The sequence below is a fragment of the Peribacillus suis genome (assembly GCF_059384845.1).
Genome location: NZ_CM182019.1, coordinates 674,518 through 693,194 on the forward strand (window position 1 = coordinate 674,518; position 18,677 = coordinate 693,194).

The window sequence follows — 18,677 nt, forward strand, 5'->3', positions numbered from 1 at the left end:
GCATGAATTTTCCGAACGCTAAAAGGACAAGCAGCATATGATATAGCAAGTTCGTACCATTGTAGTGTGGACGGCACTGATAATAGGGGATAGAGAAAATTGATTAACTGGAAAGTTCGTTTTAAAAATCCTACGTTTATTTTTACTGTATTTTTGCCAGGTGTTTTGATGGTAACGCAGATGGTTGCTGCGTTTATCAATAACTTTATACACCCGATTGGCTTTACCATCACCGATGATGCATTGAACGGGGCTATGGGGATCATTAATTTCATTGCGCTTACGTTTTTTGGAATCGGCGGCGTAATTGACCATACGACACAAGGCATGAGCGACAGTGATGAGGCTAAGAAAAACGAGAAACCTAAATAGTAGATCATCCTTCTTGAATCAAAGAAAGCGGAGAGACCAGATACCACCGTCTATCTATGGAACGGTGATATCTGGTTTCTTTTTTTAATTTTGAATAGGATTTTTCAAACTTCCTCCAATGGAAGTCTTGCTTCCTTTAGAGAATGCCGTGAAGAACCAGATTGTATTGATGAGTATATTCATCCCACTGACGATGACCACGCCGATGAGTGATGAAGTGAAGCCTTCCATTACACCAAGAAATACGACTATGCCGATCATGGGTAATAAAGACAGTAAGGATAATGAGCAGAATACGGCCATTACATATTTCATCCACTCCAAGCCGATAACATACAGGAGCAATGGGACGAAATACAGTACCAGCATCATCGCAATGGAAAGCCACATCCCGATAGAATTAAATTGATTCGCATTTTTACCTGTATCCGCTAGTGGTGAAAGAGAACTCAAAACGATGACCATGCAAAATAGCAAAGCTGAAAATAATGTCATGATGATTATTTTCTTTTTATTCCTCATAAAAAACCCCCAGTCTATTATTGAAATTACTTACAATGGTTCATACATGATTATACTTAATTTAACATAATTTAACAGTGTCGTTTTTTATATTTGATCTAAGAAGTTTCTAAGTTTTTGTCTGGATTGTAGAGTTCATCCTCAATACAAAGCTTTTTTTTGAAAAAAAGGTGAATCAAGGAATGAAAGCGAATGTACTTCATATATTTAAAATTGTGTTTCATTTACAGATTGGGGGAGAAAAAAGATGAGTCTTAGATTACCTGTTTCAAAATGGCTTGTGGCCGTACTTGCACTTGCCGCATTGTTGGTAGCTTTCGTTTTCAGTCCGGCCAATGCTTCGGCGTCCATTAATTATGGAGACGAAGTGGCTGCAGTAGCAGCAAAACAAGTGGGAAGCCCTTATAAATATGGCGGAACGACACCAAAAGGATTCGATGCAAGTGGACTCACTCAATATGTTTATAAACAAGCGGCGACAGACATGAAAATTCCAAGAACCAGTGCGGAACAGTATAAGAAAGGAAAGGCTGTAAAACAGAAAAACTTAAAAACAGGTGATTTAGTGTTTTATGCGACCGGTAGCAAGAAAGGCAAGGTTTCCTTCGTCGGCATTTATAATGGGAACGGTACATTTGTCGGAACGACCACAAAAGGCGTGAAGGTCGTGAAGATGAGCGACAAGTATTGGAAGGATCGCTATATCGGGGCTAAAAGGCTCATCAAATAAAATAATGTGTGCCATAAAAAAGCATAGGAAGCATCTCATTCGATGCCTCCTATGCTTTTCGCATGTATAATCACGGTACGATGATTTCCTGCAATACCGCATTTCCGTTCTTCACTTTCACCACGGCCATGGCCGTTTTTGCAGCAGCGGACATTTCCAGTTCCAATGCCTTGTCTTTAGGAGCGTAATAATTATCTAAGCCATATTTAATGTGAATGGACGAGGCCCTTTGTAAATCATAGGGGATTTGTAATTTTCCTTTGAGATACATGTCTTCATCCGGTTTTTCCTTCGATACATGGTGGACGCCGTAATGCCCATTGCTGTCTTGTTTTAATGAAACATATACACTTTTGTAATCTCCGACATTCTTACTGTGGAAATCAGTTTTCACCGTCTCATCAAGTTGGTCGAGCGTGACGGATTCTATCTCATATCCTAATGCTACATAGCTTCCCCTGAACAAGTCCGTCGGATCGATCGGAGCCGTTCGGATTTTGATTTCTTCACCAAACATAGTTGTCCAGACGGGTGGAACCGCCAGGGCTATAAGAATCAAAACAGGAATGGCGAATACGATGAGCGGGCGCAAAAATTTATTACGATTCAATGGATTCCCCTCCTTTTTGGCGTTGTTTTTCAAAGAAGAAGCCAAACACAAGGAGCAGGAGGCCTCCGATGATGAAGGTCAGTGACTTCGGCAGGAATTCAAAGGAATCGATATAGTACCTGAATATCAATGCACATATGATCACGATACTGGTCAAGCTTCCTTTTTGTATCAGGTAAAGGAGAAAAAGAAAATAAGCTAAAGGAAACCATATGGCAAGCTCGTAAGTTAAGAAAATAGCCGCAACCCCGTGGAGGATATGTCCTTGAATATGTGTGATTCTCTGCAACTTAACTGGAACGCGAATGTAAGCGAGCAGGATTCCTACGATAAAAAGAATCGAGAGAATGATGGTATCCCCGTTACCCTCCACGAGCTTAGGTACGAATTCCATGAGAAAAAGGATGAGGGCATTGATCGTTAAGCCATTAACGATAAAGGATAGAAACCTAGGATAGTTGAGTTGCTTTACTAGAAAATATAAAGCCGGTAGAAGGATGATAATGGCCAGCGGGTAAGACGTTTCATCAAGAAAGATGCTGCCATTAAGGTAAACGAACAGTAAAAAAGAAGTGAATAGGAGGACAATGGCGTCCTTTAGGTAATATCCGATGAAGATGGCTCCAATCCCCCATAACAAAAAGGAACTGTTAAAATTGATGCTGATGTTAAACATCTGCTCGACTAAAAATATACCTGCTCCAAATAGGAGAATCCCGACATAATGCAGACTTCGGGAGGTTTTTGGAAAGCGTGTCTCCCACTTGACCCCGGCAACATTCACGCCAATCAAACAGGTGATGATCAATAGGAATTTAACGCCTTTACTTATATACATCCAGTTGCTGGCCACGAATGTTAAGACCCCAAGCCCTAACAGGATGGCCCCAATCGCTAATAGGATGGAGACGAAACTTAAAGAGGCCTTCACATCATAGGATGCTAACATCTTTTTCTTCTCTTCCTCGGAAATGGTCCCGCCATTTTGCAGGTAGGTAAATTCTTGTTCAAGAAATTCAAACTGCTTTTTGGTTATTTCTTTTTTGACCAAATCAATTCCCCCTTTCCATATCCTTCTATTATACGGATTGAATCGGGGAAGATGAAGTAAGAAGAAAAAACAACTTGAAAAAATTAACAAAATAATTTCCACAGTACCTTGTATTAAACAGTAGCATGTGGTAAATTATTGAATAAGATGTATTATTCGCTGTCAGGTACTGTTCATTAGATAGTACCGAGACATATCAGAAAGGAGTGATGGTGCATTGAATGTACAGTTTAAGAAGGGCGTCTTGGAGCTATGCGTACTGGTGTTGCTTGATAAGCAAGATCGATATGGCTACGAGCTAGTTCAGAAGATTTCAGACCAGATTGAAATATCGGAAGGGTCGGTTTATCCACTGTTACGAAGATTGACGAAGGAAGAGTACTTTACGACATATTTGCAAGAATCATCAGAGGGTCCACCACGTAAGTATTACAAGTTGACTGATAAAGGGCGGGAATACCTTCACGAATTGCTGACAGAGTGGAATGAATTTTCTAATGGAGTCAATCAATTAATCGAGGAAGGTGTCGTAAATGAATAAAGAACAATTTTTAAAGCAGTTGGAAGCTTCCCTAAAGAGGCTTTCTATAGAAGAAAGGCAGGATATCCTGCAAGATTACGAAGAGTACTTCACAATTGGAATAGAAAAGGGAAAGTCGGAGCAGGAAATCTCAGCGTCCCTAGGAAACCCAAAACAAATAGCCAAGGAGCTTCTGGCATCCTACCATCTTGATATGGTTCAACAAACGACTTCCACGGGAAACATCTTACGGGCAGTATGGGCCGTGATTGGATTGGGATTCTTCAATATTGTGATTGTCCTCGGGCCTTTCATTGCACTGGTGGGCGTCGTGTTTTCGGGATGGGTAGCATCTTTAGGGTTCATCCTCGCTCCACTTAGCATCCTTATTAATCTGTTCATGGGTGAATTTAGATTGTTTGATTTGTTTGCTTCACTTGGTATTTGTGGAATCGGAATATTCATCGCCATGGGGATGTTCATTGCAACAAAAGCTCTTACTAAAGGATTTATTCGTTACTTAAAATTTAACGTGTCTCTTGTAAAGGGTGGTGTGAAGCATGGGTAAAAAATTATCAATCCTTGCGTTGTTTCTATTGATCGTTGGCGGTATCGGCAGTCTCTTTACGTATTCACAAACCAATCATGATGAGATTACGACAGAGAAAAAGGTGAGTGCCGAAATGGTAAAGGATATCGAGGTCCGTTCGGACAATGCAACGGTAGAAGTTCTTCCGACTTCGGATACAGAGATTAAAGTGGAGCTTGTCACAAAAGGCGTGGATGTGTCTAAGTTGGATTTAGCTGCCGACGTGGAAGGAAAGAAGCTGACCATTAGATTGAAGGAACCTAATCTCTTCAGCATTGGATTTAACTTTCAATCCTCTCATTTATACGTATATGTCCCGCAAAAGTCGTATGATTCCTTTGTCTTCGATAATGATAATGGAAAGATGAAAATATCAGAATTGGAAATAAAGGATTTGAAAGTGAAAACGGATAATGGACGGATTGAATTAAATAAGATTGTAGCTGAAAACATTGATGCAAAAAGTGCAAATGGCAGGTTGGACCTTAATGATGTAGAGGGCAATCTCAAGGGCTCCTCAAATAATGGTAAGATATCGCTCGTTACAAAGGATTTAGATCGGAACATTCAATTAGAGAGCGACAATGGAAAGATTATCATTAAAACGGATAAAGAACCGACGAATACAACCTTCAAGGTATCTGTCGATAATGGTACCATCAATATCCTCGATAAATATGAGGGGAATACGGTCATTGGAAAGGGAGAAAATTTGGTTGATCTAGAATCGAACAACGGCAAAATTGAAGTGACCAAATAATGTAGTAACCCAAACGTCCCCCGCCTGGCAGGAATCCTGCCAGGCGGGGGACGTTTGTCCGTTCATGACAAAAGCACCCAACTGATCTGGTCGTTATTCGTTAGTTAAAATGGCTTGTATCCTTGGGGATGGATATACAAGTTCATGGAAGCTCAGTACGCATTACAGCTCAATCAGTTAGATGCCTTTACTTGTCTTCTACTGCGTCAAGTGCAGAGAAAATAAGGGGGTAGTAGGTTTGCAAAATGTGAAACCATGGTAAGTAATTTTCAAGTATCGTCTGCCTTGTTTGCTTCTCTACCTGTCAGCTCCTTTCTGGAATTGGTGAATCTACTTTATCACTTACCCAAAATATGAAAGGATTTGTCCGATTTTATGAATAAAAATAGAAATCGTTCACACCTCCTAGCTTGCATATGTGCTGAACTATCTAATTCATCTAGATCATCGTTACTTGCTACCTATATTTCTTATGGTGAAGGGGGGACTCTCGTTCATTCCCTTATTCATAACGATATTCAGAACTTTTTTTAGATAAGTGATTGAGACCCTTTCTTTAGACCCTTGGATAACTTTTATGAGAAAACCGTTGGTATGACTGGTTTCATCGATGCCTATCAGGAAAAAGTAGGGACGTTCCTTTTTTATTCACAGACAAGTATCGGATATGTGAAGGAAGGAGGTGGTTATCCACAACTGAATACAGGTTATTCATAGGAAGGGAAGAGAAAATCAGAGGAAATCCTATCGACTCTGACGATGTGGGAAGGAACATGGGGTTTTCTGAGTGAAAGGAAGGATAAGGATGCATGACAAAAAACACTCGCCCAAAAGCCAGTGTTCACTGAGTTATATGATTCACTTTATTTTTTCAGGCGCTCTTTCTGAATGGCGAAATAGGATTGGAGGGTTTCTTTCTTCTGTTGTAAAATGTCCAGAACATATTCACCATGATTGATGTGTCGGTACACTGACATGTGTCGTTCCAGTTGCTCGTATGTATGTTTTTTCAGGTAGTCGAGATAGTCGGATGGACTTTGGTTGTTTAAGATCCGTTTCTTAGATGATCCTGTTTCAGTCATTGCGGATTTTACCCGGGAAATCACCCAGTCTTCGCACCATTTATTCAGCGTCTGGTACATGTCCATTGCCAGGTTATACTTCGCACGAATGGGCTCAATATGCTCATCCACTTCACTATAATCTACATGCCGGTCCAAAATCTCGCGATGAAAGTGTTCGCGGTCTACAAGCTCATTTATGCAGGCAGCCTGGTGAGCATATACCCCCAATTGTTCTAGTGCTTCATTATATACGATCGTACTGAAATAAGCGGAAGCCTCTTTCGGCTCAGCCAATAATGGTTTGTTGCCGTTCAAGGCACAGCCAAACTTTTTAAGGGAAGACTGATAGATGAAGCGCGCTAGTTTCAATAGCTCGTCTTTGACAGGTCCTTCTGCAGCATGAAGAAACGAATGGAAAATATATTTTCCGACACGCTCCAGTTCGATACAGACTTTATCCTCAATATGTTCCAGAAACCCCGCTTCATATATGGTTTTTCTCAACATCATTCTTTCTGTCCGATTTTCGAGGTACTCGTTAAGTGTGCCCGTTTTGAAGGAAACCACGATGAATTCCTTACGGTTGAAAGTGGAGGAAGCCATGGAAAAGGCCATGGTGCCATTCAATGTTTCGTTAATGATCCTCATCGCTTCGTAAATATGCTTTCTTTTAGCCAGGGAACTTCCCGAGTGAATGACTTCCTCGTAATTCAGTGAGACAACTTCGGATTTTTTCACGGACATCGTGAAGGCAGCCATAAGTACAAGTCTCTTGGCCGCTAGGGGGAGACTGCGAAAGGCATCAGTATAGAAGAAACGGTATTTTTTACAATATCGATCTTTTCTGTTGGTGAAGCTGCCGGTTGGACCTAAATTGAATTGGTATTTCCTCACCATTCCCTGATCGACCGGAAGGAAGATTCTACGTCCGCAACCGAGCTGCGGCGATGATAGCCTCTTGATGATTTTCTTTAGGTATTTTTCAGTCGTTCCTATTCCTTTGGCCATTTGGTAAATCGGGCTTTGAATGATGCCATCCCAATCCATATGCAATACGGAGTATAAGCATGTGTCGAATTCAGTGGAGTTTACATTTCGTAATAAATAGCGATACGTTTCTTCATAGATCATTAGTTTTCGGCTCCTTTTTGGCCCATCGAGGTTTATTTTGAGTTCACTGTCTATATAAACTCTAAAAAGGAAAAAGTAGCATGCTGTTTAAAAAATTTTTCATGAAAAGTAAGGGGCAGGGAGAAATAAGGATACAAGGGGTCCCGTTTTGAACGGGGCGTTATAAGTTGAATCTTTTGGCACTTCAAAATTCAATTCGTCGCTAATTTTTTCCTTTTTTAGTAAACTGGAGATGACTATTTCGGATAGAAGGTGAAGTCATATGGGGGAACCATTAGCCGAGGAACGGGTTAAAGGTTCGGAAAGAATATGGACGCGTGACTTTGTCATGATCTGTTTGGCGAATCTATGTATCTTCATGGGTTTCCAAATGACGATGCCAACGATCCCGCTGTTTGTTGAGCAACTTGGAGGGGATGACCGCCTGGTTGGGGCAGTCCTTGGGGTATTCACGTTTTCTGCATTGCTTATAAGGCCATTTGCGGGCAAGATGTTGGAAACGAAGGGAAGAAGGAGCATCTTTCTGATTGGGTTGGCCATATTCGCCTTCTCTGTGGGTTCCTTCGGTTTCATGGGAAGCATCGGCTTGTTATTTTTGATGCGTATTGTTCAGGGAGTCGGCTGGGGATTGTCTTCAACGGCGTCCGGAACGATCGCTTCTGACATCATTCCGGCTAAACGTCGTGGTGAAGGAATGGGGTATTACGGATTATCTGGTAATCTAGCACTTGCACTTGGACCGACACTTGGCCTTTTTCTTGTGACAGTCCTTCCATTTCAACAGTTATTCCTGATCTGCTCGCTATTGGGAATACTGGCCATGGTAATGGCATCATTGATCACCTATCAGAAAGTGGAAAGAGATCCGGTTGCCGCATTGAGCACTAAACGGTTTGATATTTATGAAAAAAGTGCGTTGCAGCCTTCGCTGTTAATCTTTTTCATATCCGTCACATTTGGAGGAATTGCGACGTTCCTGCCACTTTATACGGCGGAAAAAGGGGTAAGTGGCATTCAGTGGTACTTTTTGCTGTATGCCCTGGCACTCATGGTTACGAGGTTGTTTTCCGGACGTTTATATGATCGGAGAGGCCACCGGACCATTTTCGTTCCCTCCGCATTGCTTATTATGTCGGGGATGTTGCTATTGGCATGGATGCCGGGTGAATCGGTTCTGTACCTCGCAGCCGTGCTTTATGGAATGGGGTTCGGTTCTGTGCAGCCGGCCTTGCAGGCATGGTCAATTGAGAAAACGGCCCCCAATCGTAAAGCGATGGCGAATGCCACGTACTTTTCCTTTTTTGACCTGGGCGTTGGAATAGGAGCCATCGTATTCGGACAGATCGGGTATCTATTCGGGTACCGAAGCATTTATGTCACGGCAGCTTTTTCGATTTTGATTTCAATCATGGTCTATTTATGGATCGTAAGAAGTGAGGATAAGTTAAGAACATTATAGAAACGAGGGGGTGATCGCTAGTAGGTCGCCCTTTTTGTGCTTGTATCCTCAATACGGTCCCGAAGGATTGTAACATTATATGATTCAATGAACCTATTGTGGGGGTGAACAGCGTGAGTAATGAAATGGCGGACTTTTTTTCGAGTCTTTTCCTAATCATAAGCTGGATTCTATTCGCGATTAGCAGCATTTTCTTTGTATTTTGCTTTTTGACGCCTTTTGCCATTCCTATTTTTATCGTACTAGTGGCATTGGACTATCTTTGTTTCTCTATTTCTAGGAAACTGGACACATAGGGTAAGGGGACTAACCTTGGCTGTCAAATCGATGGCTTGTTCGTTATTAAATGGTTTAATATTCTATAAATAGGTAATTTTTGTTATTATCAAAAGTAGTAGATACATAAAATGGGAAGAAGCTATGGCGAAGGAAGGGGTTTCTGGATGGTTGATTCTTCAAATGAGGAAATGGGTTTAGAAAGAAGGCAGCAGATTTTCCAAGAAGAGCTCCAAGCTTTATGGGAAAAGCGGCTCATTCCTAAAACCGAATATATCCGGATCAGCCGGGCATATGACCGGCATGTTCAACTGGTTATCTATCAGGAAAAGCGCCTGAATGAGGCAAAAAAGAAAGCTGAACTTGAGAGAGAGCCTGCAAGGAAAAGTCAGGAGCGTGAAGACGAAAAAACATCCGTTCACCCTGTGGATGACGTGACAGGGGAAGAGCAAACGGTACAAGAGACTCCTAATCTGCCAAATCTTCCACGAGTCGAGGAATCCACCGAAGAGAAAAAGGATTCAAGGCCTCTAGAGGAACCGGTCAACATAAGCGCTCCCGTGGAAAAAACTGTTCCCCAGCCACAGGTGACTCAGAAGAAAAAGGTGGTGCGCCCAGAAAAACCGAAAAAGACACCGGAGCAGATACGGGAGAGGAATATTTCCGTCGTTCTCCTTACCGGAGTCATTCTTCTCTTATTTGGCGGATTGATTTTGGCGACCAGTTCATGGGGGAACTTGAACGCGGTGTGGAAGGTCTTGTTCATTGGTATGGTGTCAGTCGTATTCACTGGCATGGCCTTTATCGCTTCCAAGCTGAAAATTGAACAAACGGCTTTTGCTTTTCTGACATTGGCCAGTTTATTTATCCCGATTACGATTTTATCAGCTTCCTATTATCAGATCTTCGGAGAGTATTTATCCCTGGAAGGCGGGGGAGGAGGCCTGCTTGGGTTTCTTGGCGGTCTCCTTTGCTTAGGGATCTATTACAGAATTGCAGCATACTTTAAGTCGAAAATATTCATTTTCATTTCCATTTTCACTTTTGCCATCACATGTTATTTCGGTTTTGCCTATTTGACGCCGACAATCGAGTGGTTGTTATTGATGGTCAGTATATTTAATTTATTGCTGGTATGGAACGTCGAATATCTGAAGAATCGAAAGGTGTTGGCCCTATTCAGGCCATATCTGTTTCGATTCATCCAGTTTAAGATCATCGTGGAAAGCTTTGTCGCCTTCACGTTATTTTCGAGTAACTTGGTCTATTCGATTACATTGATGGTCATCTCTATCTTGTTTTTAATATTGGCCGTGAAATTCCACAAGAAGTATCATGAGCTGGCATTCAATTTCATCTTCACTTATGGATATATCCATTTTGTCTTTAACTCTGTTCTAAGCGATTACATGGTCATCGCTTATGCGAGTATCCCGCTGATTTTCATGGCACTTTCAACTTATATGGCAAGAAGGAATGAGCCTGGGCTATCCAAAAGCTTCATGGTGACCAGCCTGGTCGAGGTCGGAATCGTTTTCCTATATATCAATGCGATGGCCTATCAGGAAAAATATGCCCAGATTTTTATCGCTCTGATGATCGTGACTGCCCAATTGGTTTATGTTGCCCTGCACACGAAAAATAGGAACTTCACCTATCCGGCGGTTGCTGTCTTTAATTTTGGATGCTTTTATCTTTGTTTTGCGTTTTCACTTGCTTTCCCCGCTGTTTTGAATCTGATGTTCCTTCTTCAGATCCTTTTGTATGTCGGTCTGTATGTATACAATCGCCATGCAAGGTACGGCTTGTTTAAACAGAGTGTCTTGCTTATTTCTTCCTTGATCATGGTGGGAATATTGACAATCAAATTTAGCGAGATGGCCTGGGTAGAAGTAGGCATCGGTCTTATCGTAGTATCTGGCACGTTCTTTCTTACCTATCTTAAAGGGGATGCTCGACAAATCAAGGAAGTCAGTGTATATGGATTTCCGATTTCCTTCTTACTGGGGCTTATCGCGTTTTACCCGTATTTGATGGAAAGAAGCGATTGGTTTCAGTCGAATATGGCATTCAGCATGCATCTAATGATGGTAGCCCTGATTTCCATCGGAGCAGCGTATGCCTTGAAAAAATCATTGGGGATCTTCTTCCCTCCCTTTTTCTTTAGTGGCCAGTTCCTGTCCTTCATGGCTTTCTTGCTGGTCGGATATGGTGCATTGAGTCCTTTGGAGGTCACCGTTTTACTGGCTATTGCGACGGCTATAAACGGGTGGTCCGTTTATTTGCATCGTACATCTCTTTATTGGCTTCCGGTCATCGTTACAAGTGCGGGATTGTATGGTTCTCTATATGAGGTCTTTGATTTCAGTGAGACTTCATACCAGATTGGTTTTGTGCTGTTTGGACCATTCATCTTTTTCCTTGTCGGGGAATGGATCGGGAGGCATTCACAGACTGGAAGAAAGTATTTCCTTTATTCGAGCCATTTGGCCAACCTTGTTGCCATACCGCTTGGATTCATCCTGATCACGATGTCTGATGTTTCACCCTTTCTATTTCTCACACAACTTCTCCTATATGTGAGTGCACTGCGAACCCAGGTGAAATGGGAAAGGTTCCTCTTCACATATCTTGGATTTACCGTCCTGTTTCTACAAATCCAGCTGTTTTTTACCGACATGGAGCCAACACGGTTCGTCTTTTCGATTTGCTTGATGATTACGGCGGGAATCATTACGGGTTTATGGGCGGTCTCCAAAAAAGAGTGGAAAGGCATCATCGAGTTTTATTTGATTCCTTTCATTCATATAACGGCTGCCCTGTCGATTGTTGAAACGGCCCTGTATGAATTCCCTCTTGATCGAGAAATCATTTGGGTAGGTTTGGTGACTATCCAGCTTCTCTTTGCTTGGTATTTACTCATGAGAAGGAACTGGAAAAATTATGTGGTGCTTCCACTCGGCATGGCTTTCATTTTCTATGTGATGTATGCGGGCACTTTATCGATACTTCTTGGAATGGCCGTCCTGTTTGCCTGTGCTGTTGGGATGGTGTTCATGAGTAAACGATATTTCACGGGCTTGGTCAATCAAGCAGGTGACAAGCAAATCATTGATTTTTATAGAATAGTCGGCTTGTTCTTTATACTTGATATGAATGGGGAAGTATTCTGGGATTCTACGGAATTTGAAATCTTGAAAATAACGGTATCCTTGTTGCTACCGATTTACTTTATCGTGATAAGAACCTTTACGATAGGCAGACAGGAAAGAGGGATCTATTCAGGTGTAGCGGCCGTCATCGGATTGTATCCGTTTTTCAACATATGGGATTACGTCCACTCGCTGCCGACCGTGACAGCTCTGGTTGTCCATTTCCTCTGTATGGTCGTGTTGCTGTTGTTGAGCAGGCAATACTTCAAAGGGCTGTTTAAGACGGACGAAACGGGGACGGCAATCGATGCATTCCGTATTTATGGGCTATTATTCTTACTTGCCATGAATGGGGAAGTGCTCGTACATGAACCATCTTATCCACTTTTACAAGTCCTTGTAGCACTATTGATCCCAGGCTATTTCATTCTGATACGAAGCTTTACAAATGGACGGAAAGAAAGGGAGGTGTATTCCGCTCTTGTGATGATCCTCAGTCTGTATCCGTTCCTTAGCATCGTGGATTACATTCATACGGTTTCGTTGATTACGGGTGAATGCGTTCTTTTTGCATGTATGCTCGTGATGATCCTGTTGAGCAGACACTTCTTTACAGGCTTGGTAAGGAAGGATGAATCAGGAATCAAGGTGGATGTATACCGGATATATGGCTTGCTATTTTTACTAACCATGAATGTCGAAGCATTTATGAATGAACCGACATATTGGCCACTCAAGGTCCTTGTTTCTTGTTTCTTGATTGGGTATTTTATCTTGATGAGGCACTTTACGATCCCTGCAAAGGAGAGGGAAACATACGCATTGCTTGCAGGGATTCTTGGATTGTACCCGTATTGGACCATCTTGACCTATGCAGGAACATTGGACATATTCATTGGCACCGGGGTCCTTTTCGGATGTACGGCTGCAATGGTGTTAGTAAGTAGAAGATCCTTTAGTGGAGTCGTGAAAAAAGGCGCGATCATTTTGCAAATCGATTTTTACCGGGTGTACGGATTACTTTTCCTTGTAGCGATGATGATGGATATTTACAATCGAGAATCTGAATCCATCATTCTAGACATTTTCGTTTCTCTTTTATTGCCGGTTTATTTCATCTTGATGAGGGCGATGACGGTGAGAGTAAAGGAAAGGGAAATCTATTTGGCAGCTTCCATAGTGCTCAGTCTATATCCATATTGGGCCATCATCGATAAGATTCCATTCCCGGATGTCCTGGAGGTAGAGGCACAGATCCTGCCGCTCTTTATCGTAAGTACCATCTTATTACGGAAAATCTTTAATAGAGGCAAATTAACGCAGTATATCGAGATGGGTGTCGTCTTCGTCCTCTTTATTATCATGATAGGAGATGCCATGGCAAGCAACACCCTATATGATGCCCTAGTTATCGGGACGATTTCTTTAGCGGCGATCCTCCTTGGATTCACGATGAAATACAAATCATATTTCTTGGCGGGAACCGTAACGATCTTGTTCAATATCTATATGAATACAAATTCGATGTGGGGACAGATGCCATGGTGGTTGTACTTAGTCATCGGCGGAGGGCTCCTCATCGCCATTGCTTCTTTCTTTGAATGGAAAAAACAAAAAGACAACCAAACATCGCAGGAAGTTCTCAAAAAGAATAAACAACGAATCAAAAATTGGTTCAACCGATGGAACTAATAGGGCAGCCTATTAGTTTTTTTCTTGTGGATTTATAAAAAGAAAGAATGAAAACGGTACCATTCGATAATTATTAGAAAAATCTAAATTATTAGTAAAAATATTGTTGGAAAAGAAGGATATCCCATGAAATTTGTCGTAATTAAATAGTCATTACACTTTACATAATATTATTTGGAGGCGTATAGCTTTGTTCAAAACTTATGAAACGGGCCCTTTTTTCGATGAAATGCTTCAGGAAAATGGCGAGCCAAAAGACCACTATCGATACTTCCATTCAATTCTTCAACGATTTTCAGAAGAAGAGTATAGGGAAAAGCATGAAACAGCTCAATCTAGTTTTTTAAGACAGGGAATCACTTTTACGGTGTATGGGGAAGAAAGCGGAACGGAGCGCACCATGCCGTTTGACTTCATACCAATTATCATCCCTGCTGAAGACTGGGAAGTGATTGAAAAAGGCATGATTCAACGAGTTGAAGCACTTAATCACTTCTTGGATGATATCTATCATGATCAACAAATTTTAAAAGATAATATCGTACCGAAGCATCTGGTAGAAAATAGCCCATATTACTACTATAAACAGGTAGGCGGGGTTGAGATCCCGTTACAAAATCATATCTTTCTGGCGGGAATCGATCTAATCAAAGACGAACATGGTGAATATCGAGTTCTTGAAGATAATCTCCGAAATCCTTCAGGACTTTCATATGTGTATCAAAATCGTTATGTTATGCGTCAGGTTTACCCCGAGTTTTTTTCTGAACATTCTCTCAATACACTTGAAAATCAAATTGCTCATTTACAACACTCCTTATTATCGCATGTTCCAAATAACATCTTAGAAAATACTGAACTTAGAGCAGTCCTCTTAACAGCCGGAATGTACAATTCGGCTTATTATGATCATGTATTTCTTGCACAACAAATGAATATCCAGCTTGTAGAAGGAAGAGATTTGATTGTGAAAGAAAACATTGTCTACATGAAAACCATTCGGGGATTAAAAAGGGTGGATATCATCTATCGCCGTATAGATGATGATTTTCTTGATCCGGAGGCGTTTCGTGAAGATTCCTTACTCGGGGTGCCGGGGTTGATTGCTGCTTATAAAGAGGGGAATGTCTCCATCTTGAATGCGATTGGAAACGGTGTGGCGGATGATAAGGCGATATATTCCTATGTACCGGATATGATTCAATATTATTTGAAGGAAGAACCGATCATTAAAAACGTGGATACCTACCTGTTAAGTGATCCAATCCAGAGGGAGTGGGTTCTAGAAAGATTGGATGAACTCGTCGTGAAGAATGTAGGGGCTTCCGGTGGGTACGACATGCTGATCGGTCCCCATGCTACCGAGGAAGAGAGGGAACTATTCCGTAAGAAAATCATTGAAAAACCTTATCAGTACATAGCCCAGCCTACCATTAAATTATCACGGGCTCCGGCGTACCAAAAAGGTCGATTCTATCCATGCCATGTGGATTTACGCGTATTCGTCATGAAGGGGGAACAAGTACAGGTGCTGCCGGGCGGACTTTCGCGAGTGGCTTTAAAGGAAGGATCACTCGTAGTGAACTCGTCGCAGGGCGGGGGAGGAAAAGATACCTGGGTGTTAAAGGAGGCGATGCAGCATGCTTAGTCGTGTAGCCGATTCTTTATTCTGGATGGCAAGGAATTGTGAACGGATCGAAAGCAATGCAAATATTCTTGAGGTTCAGCTAGTAAAAATGCTAGAAGCCTCCGAGCATGAAACCCTGATCAAACACGATTTGGAAGTGATCATCGGGATTTGTGGGGATAAGGAAGAATTTGATTCTCTTTATGAAGACATTACGATGAAAAATGTCGTCCATTATTTGGCCTTTTCAGAAGATAACTTCAATTCGCTATCGAAGATAACCAATTATATTCGGGAAAATGCCAAGATGACAAGAGATAGAATCCCCAACATGCTTTGGGAGGTCTGGAATGAGTTTTACTTAGAGCAAGAAAATGCCGAAGCAAGAGAGGATTGCTCCCTCCAAGAGATTCATTCGTATATCAGGCGTATTAAAACGACTTCAATGATAGCAACTGGAATCATTGATTCCACCATGTCACGAGATTTGCCCTATCATTTTATTAAGATAGGAAAATGGCTGGAACGGGCTGAAAAAACGGCTCTTGTCATGCAGACGATGTATCGACAATTCGTTCCCTATGGTGACTTGGAATTGAAAGGTTTGGACTGGCGTACAAGTCTACAGCTCATTAATGGATACGAAGATTATACTAAGAAATTCAGCCCTATGATGGAACCTAAACTTATCCTGCAATTCATGATATCCGATCATAACTTTCCGCGTTCCCTCTGTTATTGCATGGAACATGTCAGAGAAGTGATCAAAGGACTTGAAGGCGAAAAGGTGGCCCATTATTCTTGGAAGATGTATGCGGCCATTGACAATATGATCAGTGACTTCAGAGATGTGGATATCCAAAAAATGAATACGGAAGAAATTGGAGTCTTCATTGATTCGGCTTATAGCCAGTGTCTGGAATTTGGAAAGTTATTCTCTAGAACGTATTACTTAGAAGCTGATCCTGTAACATGAAAGGGAGCATCCCCAGAGAAACCCCTTCCTCTTACAGGACAGTAAAACCATTGTATCAGGGAGAGGAATGGCCATGAAATATGAAGTTGAGCATGTAAATACTTTTTACTATGATACAGCAGTAGACCAAAGTATGAATACCATTCGTTTGAAACCTAGGACGGATGAATGTCAGCGTTTATTGTCTTATAAAAATGAAATCACACCTGTATCGATGCCAAAGGAACATGTGGATTTATGGGGGAATCACGTGGAGAGTTTCTTCATCCCCCAAAAACATACGAAGTTGGAAGTGAAGACGACCTCCATCGTCAGCATTCAAAGGTCGCCATTCATTCGACAAATCGAGTATTCTCCAGAAATGAGATATATCTTTCATTCGAAATTATTTCATGAGCATTACAAGAGTTTTTTAAATGGAACCAACTATACCTTCTTATATCAGCATCAAATCGATCAAGTTATCCAAGCGGTAGGTGATATTGAAAGTCCTGTTGAATTCTCCCTTCAGTTAATGAGGTATCTTCATGAGGTCATGACCTATGACGGAGAATCGACGAATGTAAGCACAACCGCTAATGAAGCATTTGAGTTGAAAAAAGGCGTATGTCAGGATTATTCTCATATTATGCTAGGCGTTCTTAGAGCCAGGAACATTCCGGCCAGATATGTAAGCGGATATCTCTACGTCGGTGAAAACTCTGAGCTGATTGGTGATGCTGCCTCCCATGCGTGGGTTGAATTCATGGCCCCTGGTATCGGCTGGATTGGACTCGATGCCACGAATAATGTAGAGGCACTTGAAAATCACATTTGTCTTAGCGCTGGGCGGGACTATTCAGACGTCAGCCCGTTGCAGGGAGTTTACAGAGGTGGGAACCAAACGCTTGATGTAAAAGTACAGGTGAAGAAACTGGAACATGAATAAGCAAAACTGATATCCATTAATGCCTCCTTGAGTAAAAGGAGGCATTTTTAAATGGGTTGGGAAGGTGAAATGGTAACGGGTACTTTATTGATTGGACAAAGCCTGTTCAGCACCTAGATACCATCTAACAAACGGTGGTGCTGTTTTTATGAAGAGCACGAGCTACAAGAAGAACAACTCGAGGAATCAGATCCACTATCATGAACACTGCCATGACTGTCGGTACCTACATTTCCAGAATGGGAACCGTGAGCGGGATCGTCACCAAACAGATGCTTGAAGTCCGAATCACATGCATCCGCACTTGCATAAATGAAGTAAGCGGGTGCAGCATAATCCATTTGATTGTACCGTTTTTGCCAATCCACACTCCGTTCTGTGCGGTCACTTTTTATGAGGCCCGAGAACCTATCAAAAGTTTCTTCCGCTTCCACACTCGTCGGTTTTCGCATGTATTTTTCCTTTAACTGGTCAACTTCCAGTGTTTCGAAATCGTGGAGCAAGGAGGTTGCTTTATCATGTTTGAAGAACTTTCCCCAAGTTAGAATCGAGGGCGAATCAATAGTGAACAGCTGGACATAGTAAAAGTCGAACAGTGTCCGTTCCACTGGTTTAAAGACAGGCTCTGTGTGGGGATGATGTAGGATCATCTGGCCAAGGAAGTCCCGACAGAACCTATCATATTTCTGTTTATCATCCAGCATGATATGCCAGAGTTCATCGACGGTGGCATGAAACATTTCCATTTTACCGAACACGGCCGTCATGATGAAGTACCGTTTTAATTCCCGCCATAACTCGTTGAGATTCCCCTGCGTATAACGTGGGTATTTCATACGGAAAGCGGTATTGACCTTTTCCATATACTCGATTTCCATGGCTTGATTTAGCTTTTCTATTAAGGCTTCCGATACGATAGCATTCCCGCCTATGTCCAACGTCTCCTCATACCTTCTCCGGAATTCTTGCTGATACCGTTCCATTCTGACCGGCTCGCTTCTTCGTTTTACCAGGATAACCACAATGATCGCGAAAATGGCTGCAAGCATGACATAAAATAAGGTCATTTTTTCAATCCTCCTAGTCTATAGAACTCCTACATTAACACTATTTTACATTTTATGGGTTTGGTTTATAAGGTATAAACGCATTTTATTTTCCTTGATATTCACGAACCAGGAAATAAGGTGGACATATCAGGCTTTAGTCCCTTTACGT

General features: G+C 41.8%; 15 protein-coding genes. 10 read left to right on the top strand and 5 right to left on the bottom strand.

Annotation, left to right across the window (positions count from 1 at the left end; genetic code table 11):
• Nucleotides 1-99: 99 nt before the first annotated feature.
• Nucleotides 100-372, top strand: coding sequence for a phage holin (locus AC503W_RS03245; protein WP_494916042.1), 273 nt, complete (start codon nucleotides 100-102; stop codon nucleotides 370-372).
• Nucleotides 373-456: 84 nt separating this feature from the next.
• On the opposite strand, the gene AC503W_RS03250 is transcribed toward AC503W_RS03245, so the two are convergent.
• Nucleotides 457-894 (bottom strand): DUF5391 family protein, encoded by a 438-nt coding sequence (locus AC503W_RS03250; RefSeq protein ID WP_427689165.1) that lies wholly within the window; start codon nucleotides 892-894, stop codon nucleotides 457-459.
• 247 nt (nucleotides 895-1,141) lie between these two features.
• Between AC503W_RS03250 and AC503W_RS03255 the strand changes: the two genes are divergently transcribed.
• A complete protein-coding gene (locus AC503W_RS03255) occupies nucleotides 1,142-1,624 on the top strand; it encodes a C40 family peptidase (protein WP_402871515.1) in 483 nt (160 codons plus the stop codon).
• A gap of 70 nt (nucleotides 1,625-1,694) precedes the next feature.
• Here AC503W_RS03255 and AC503W_RS03260 read toward each other — a convergent pair whose 3' ends face one another.
• Both AC503W_RS03260 and AC503W_RS03265 read right to left on the bottom strand, forming a co-directional pair.
• Nucleotides 1,695-2,234, bottom strand: coding sequence for a GDYXXLXY domain-containing protein (locus AC503W_RS03260; RefSeq protein WP_427689163.1), 540 nt, complete (start codon nucleotides 2,232-2,234; stop codon nucleotides 1,695-1,697).
• Nucleotides 2,224-3,285, bottom strand: coding sequence for a DUF2157 domain-containing protein (locus AC503W_RS03265; RefSeq protein WP_427689161.1), 1,062 nt, complete (start codon nucleotides 3,283-3,285; stop codon nucleotides 2,224-2,226). Before AC503W_RS03265 ends, AC503W_RS03260 begins: the two co-directional genes overlap by 11 nt.
• 217 nt (nucleotides 3,286-3,502) lie before the next feature.
• Here AC503W_RS03265 and AC503W_RS03270 point away from each other — a divergent pair, with 217 nt between their 5' ends.
• Genes AC503W_RS03270 through AC503W_RS03280 form a run of 3 tightly spaced genes read left to right on the top strand, consistent with a single transcriptional unit; the run spans nucleotide 3,503 to nucleotide 5,154 of the window.
• Nucleotides 3,503-3,826, top strand: a complete 324-nt coding sequence (locus AC503W_RS03270; protein WP_402871504.1) for a PadR family transcriptional regulator — start codon at nucleotides 3,503-3,505, stop codon at nucleotides 3,824-3,826.
• Complete coding sequence (locus tag AC503W_RS03275; protein WP_402871501.1) at nucleotides 3,819-4,373, top strand: DUF1700 domain-containing protein; 555 nt, start codon at nucleotides 3,819-3,821, stop codon at nucleotides 4,371-4,373. The genes AC503W_RS03270 and AC503W_RS03275 overlap by 8 nt, the downstream gene beginning before the upstream one ends.
• Nucleotides 4,366-5,154, top strand: a complete 789-nt coding sequence (locus AC503W_RS03280) for a DUF4097 family beta strand repeat-containing protein (protein ID WP_402959326.1) — start codon at nucleotides 4,366-4,368, stop codon at nucleotides 5,152-5,154. The genes AC503W_RS03275 and AC503W_RS03280 overlap by 8 nt, the downstream gene beginning before the upstream one ends.
• Before the next feature lie 863 nt (nucleotides 5,155-6,017).
• Here AC503W_RS03280 and AC503W_RS03285 read toward each other — a convergent pair.
• A complete protein-coding gene (locus AC503W_RS03285) occupies nucleotides 6,018-7,349 on the bottom strand; it encodes a hypothetical protein (RefSeq protein WP_494916045.1) in 1,332 nt (443 codons plus the stop codon).
• 262 nt (nucleotides 7,350-7,611) lie between these two features.
• Between AC503W_RS03285 and AC503W_RS03290 the strand changes: the two genes are divergently transcribed.
• The 5 genes from AC503W_RS03290 (at nucleotide 7,612) to AC503W_RS03310 (ending at nucleotide 17,459) form a co-directional block, all read left to right on the top strand.
• The gene (locus AC503W_RS03290) at nucleotides 7,612-8,808 is read left to right on the top strand and encodes an MFS transporter (RefSeq protein WP_494916047.1); all 1,197 of its coding nucleotides are present in this window, start codon (nucleotides 7,612-7,614) and stop codon (nucleotides 8,806-8,808) included.
• Nucleotides 8,809-9,251: 443 nt separating this feature from the next.
• Nucleotides 9,252-13,928 (top strand): hypothetical protein, encoded by a 4,677-nt coding sequence (locus AC503W_RS03295; protein ID WP_494916048.1) that lies wholly within the window; start codon nucleotides 9,252-9,254, stop codon nucleotides 13,926-13,928.
• A gap of 190 nt (nucleotides 13,929-14,118) precedes the next feature.
• The gene (locus tag AC503W_RS03300) at nucleotides 14,119-15,576 is read left to right on the top strand and encodes a circularly permuted type 2 ATP-grasp protein (RefSeq protein ID WP_494916050.1); all 1,458 of its coding nucleotides are present in this window, start codon (nucleotides 14,119-14,121) and stop codon (nucleotides 15,574-15,576) included.
• Nucleotides 15,569-16,531 carry an alpha-E domain-containing protein gene (locus tag AC503W_RS03305; RefSeq protein WP_494916051.1) on the top strand — a complete coding sequence of 321 codons (963 nt, stop codon included), beginning with the start codon at nucleotides 15,569-15,571 and terminating at the stop codon, nucleotides 16,529-16,531. Before AC503W_RS03300 ends, AC503W_RS03305 begins: the two co-directional genes overlap by 8 nt.
• Before the next feature lie 73 nt (nucleotides 16,532-16,604).
• Nucleotides 16,605-17,459, top strand: a complete 855-nt coding sequence (locus AC503W_RS03310) for a transglutaminase family protein (RefSeq protein WP_427689085.1) — start codon at nucleotides 16,605-16,607, stop codon at nucleotides 17,457-17,459.
• A 146-nt stretch (nucleotides 17,460-17,605) separates the two neighbouring features.
• Here the strand turns inward: AC503W_RS03310 and AC503W_RS03315 are convergent, their stop codons facing one another.
• Nucleotides 17,606-18,526 (bottom strand): UCP032817 domain-containing protein, encoded by a 921-nt coding sequence (locus AC503W_RS03315; RefSeq protein WP_427689087.1) that lies wholly within the window; start codon nucleotides 18,524-18,526, stop codon nucleotides 17,606-17,608.
• Nucleotides 18,527-18,677 lie beyond the last annotated feature (151 nt).

What these genes read in the sequence shown, in the direction of transcription:
- AC503W_RS03250 (WP_427689165.1), bottom strand. Translation starts at nt 894, where the DNA reads ATGAGGAATAAAAAGAAAATAATCATCATGACATTATTTTCAGCTTTG.
- AC503W_RS03255 (WP_402871515.1), top strand. Translation starts at nt 1,142, where the DNA reads ATGAGTCTTAGATTACCTGTTTCAAAATGGCTTGTGGCCGTACTTGCA.
- AC503W_RS03310 (WP_427689085.1), top strand. Translation starts at nt 16,605, where the DNA reads ATGAAATATGAAGTTGAGCATGTAAATACTTTTTACTATGATACAGCA.
- AC503W_RS03285 (WP_494916045.1), bottom strand. Translation starts at nt 7,349, where the DNA reads ATGATCTATGAAGAAACGTATCGCTATTTATTACGAAATGTAAACTCC.
- AC503W_RS03315 (WP_427689087.1), bottom strand. Translation starts at nt 18,526, where the DNA reads ATGACCTTATTTTATGTCATGCTTGCAGCCATTTTCGCGATCATTGTG.
- AC503W_RS03295 (WP_494916048.1), top strand. Translation starts at nt 9,252, where the DNA reads ATGGTTGATTCTTCAAATGAGGAAATGGGTTTAGAAAGAAGGCAGCAG.
- AC503W_RS03280 (WP_402959326.1), top strand. Translation starts at nt 4,366, where the DNA reads ATGGGTAAAAAATTATCAATCCTTGCGTTGTTTCTATTGATCGTTGGC.
- AC503W_RS03305 (WP_494916051.1), top strand. Translation starts at nt 15,569, where the DNA reads ATGCTTAGTCGTGTAGCCGATTCTTTATTCTGGATGGCAAGGAATTGT.
- AC503W_RS03290 (WP_494916047.1), top strand. Translation starts at nt 7,612, where the DNA reads ATGGGGGAACCATTAGCCGAGGAACGGGTTAAAGGTTCGGAAAGAATA.
- AC503W_RS03275 (WP_402871501.1), top strand. Translation starts at nt 3,819, where the DNA reads ATGAATAAAGAACAATTTTTAAAGCAGTTGGAAGCTTCCCTAAAGAGG.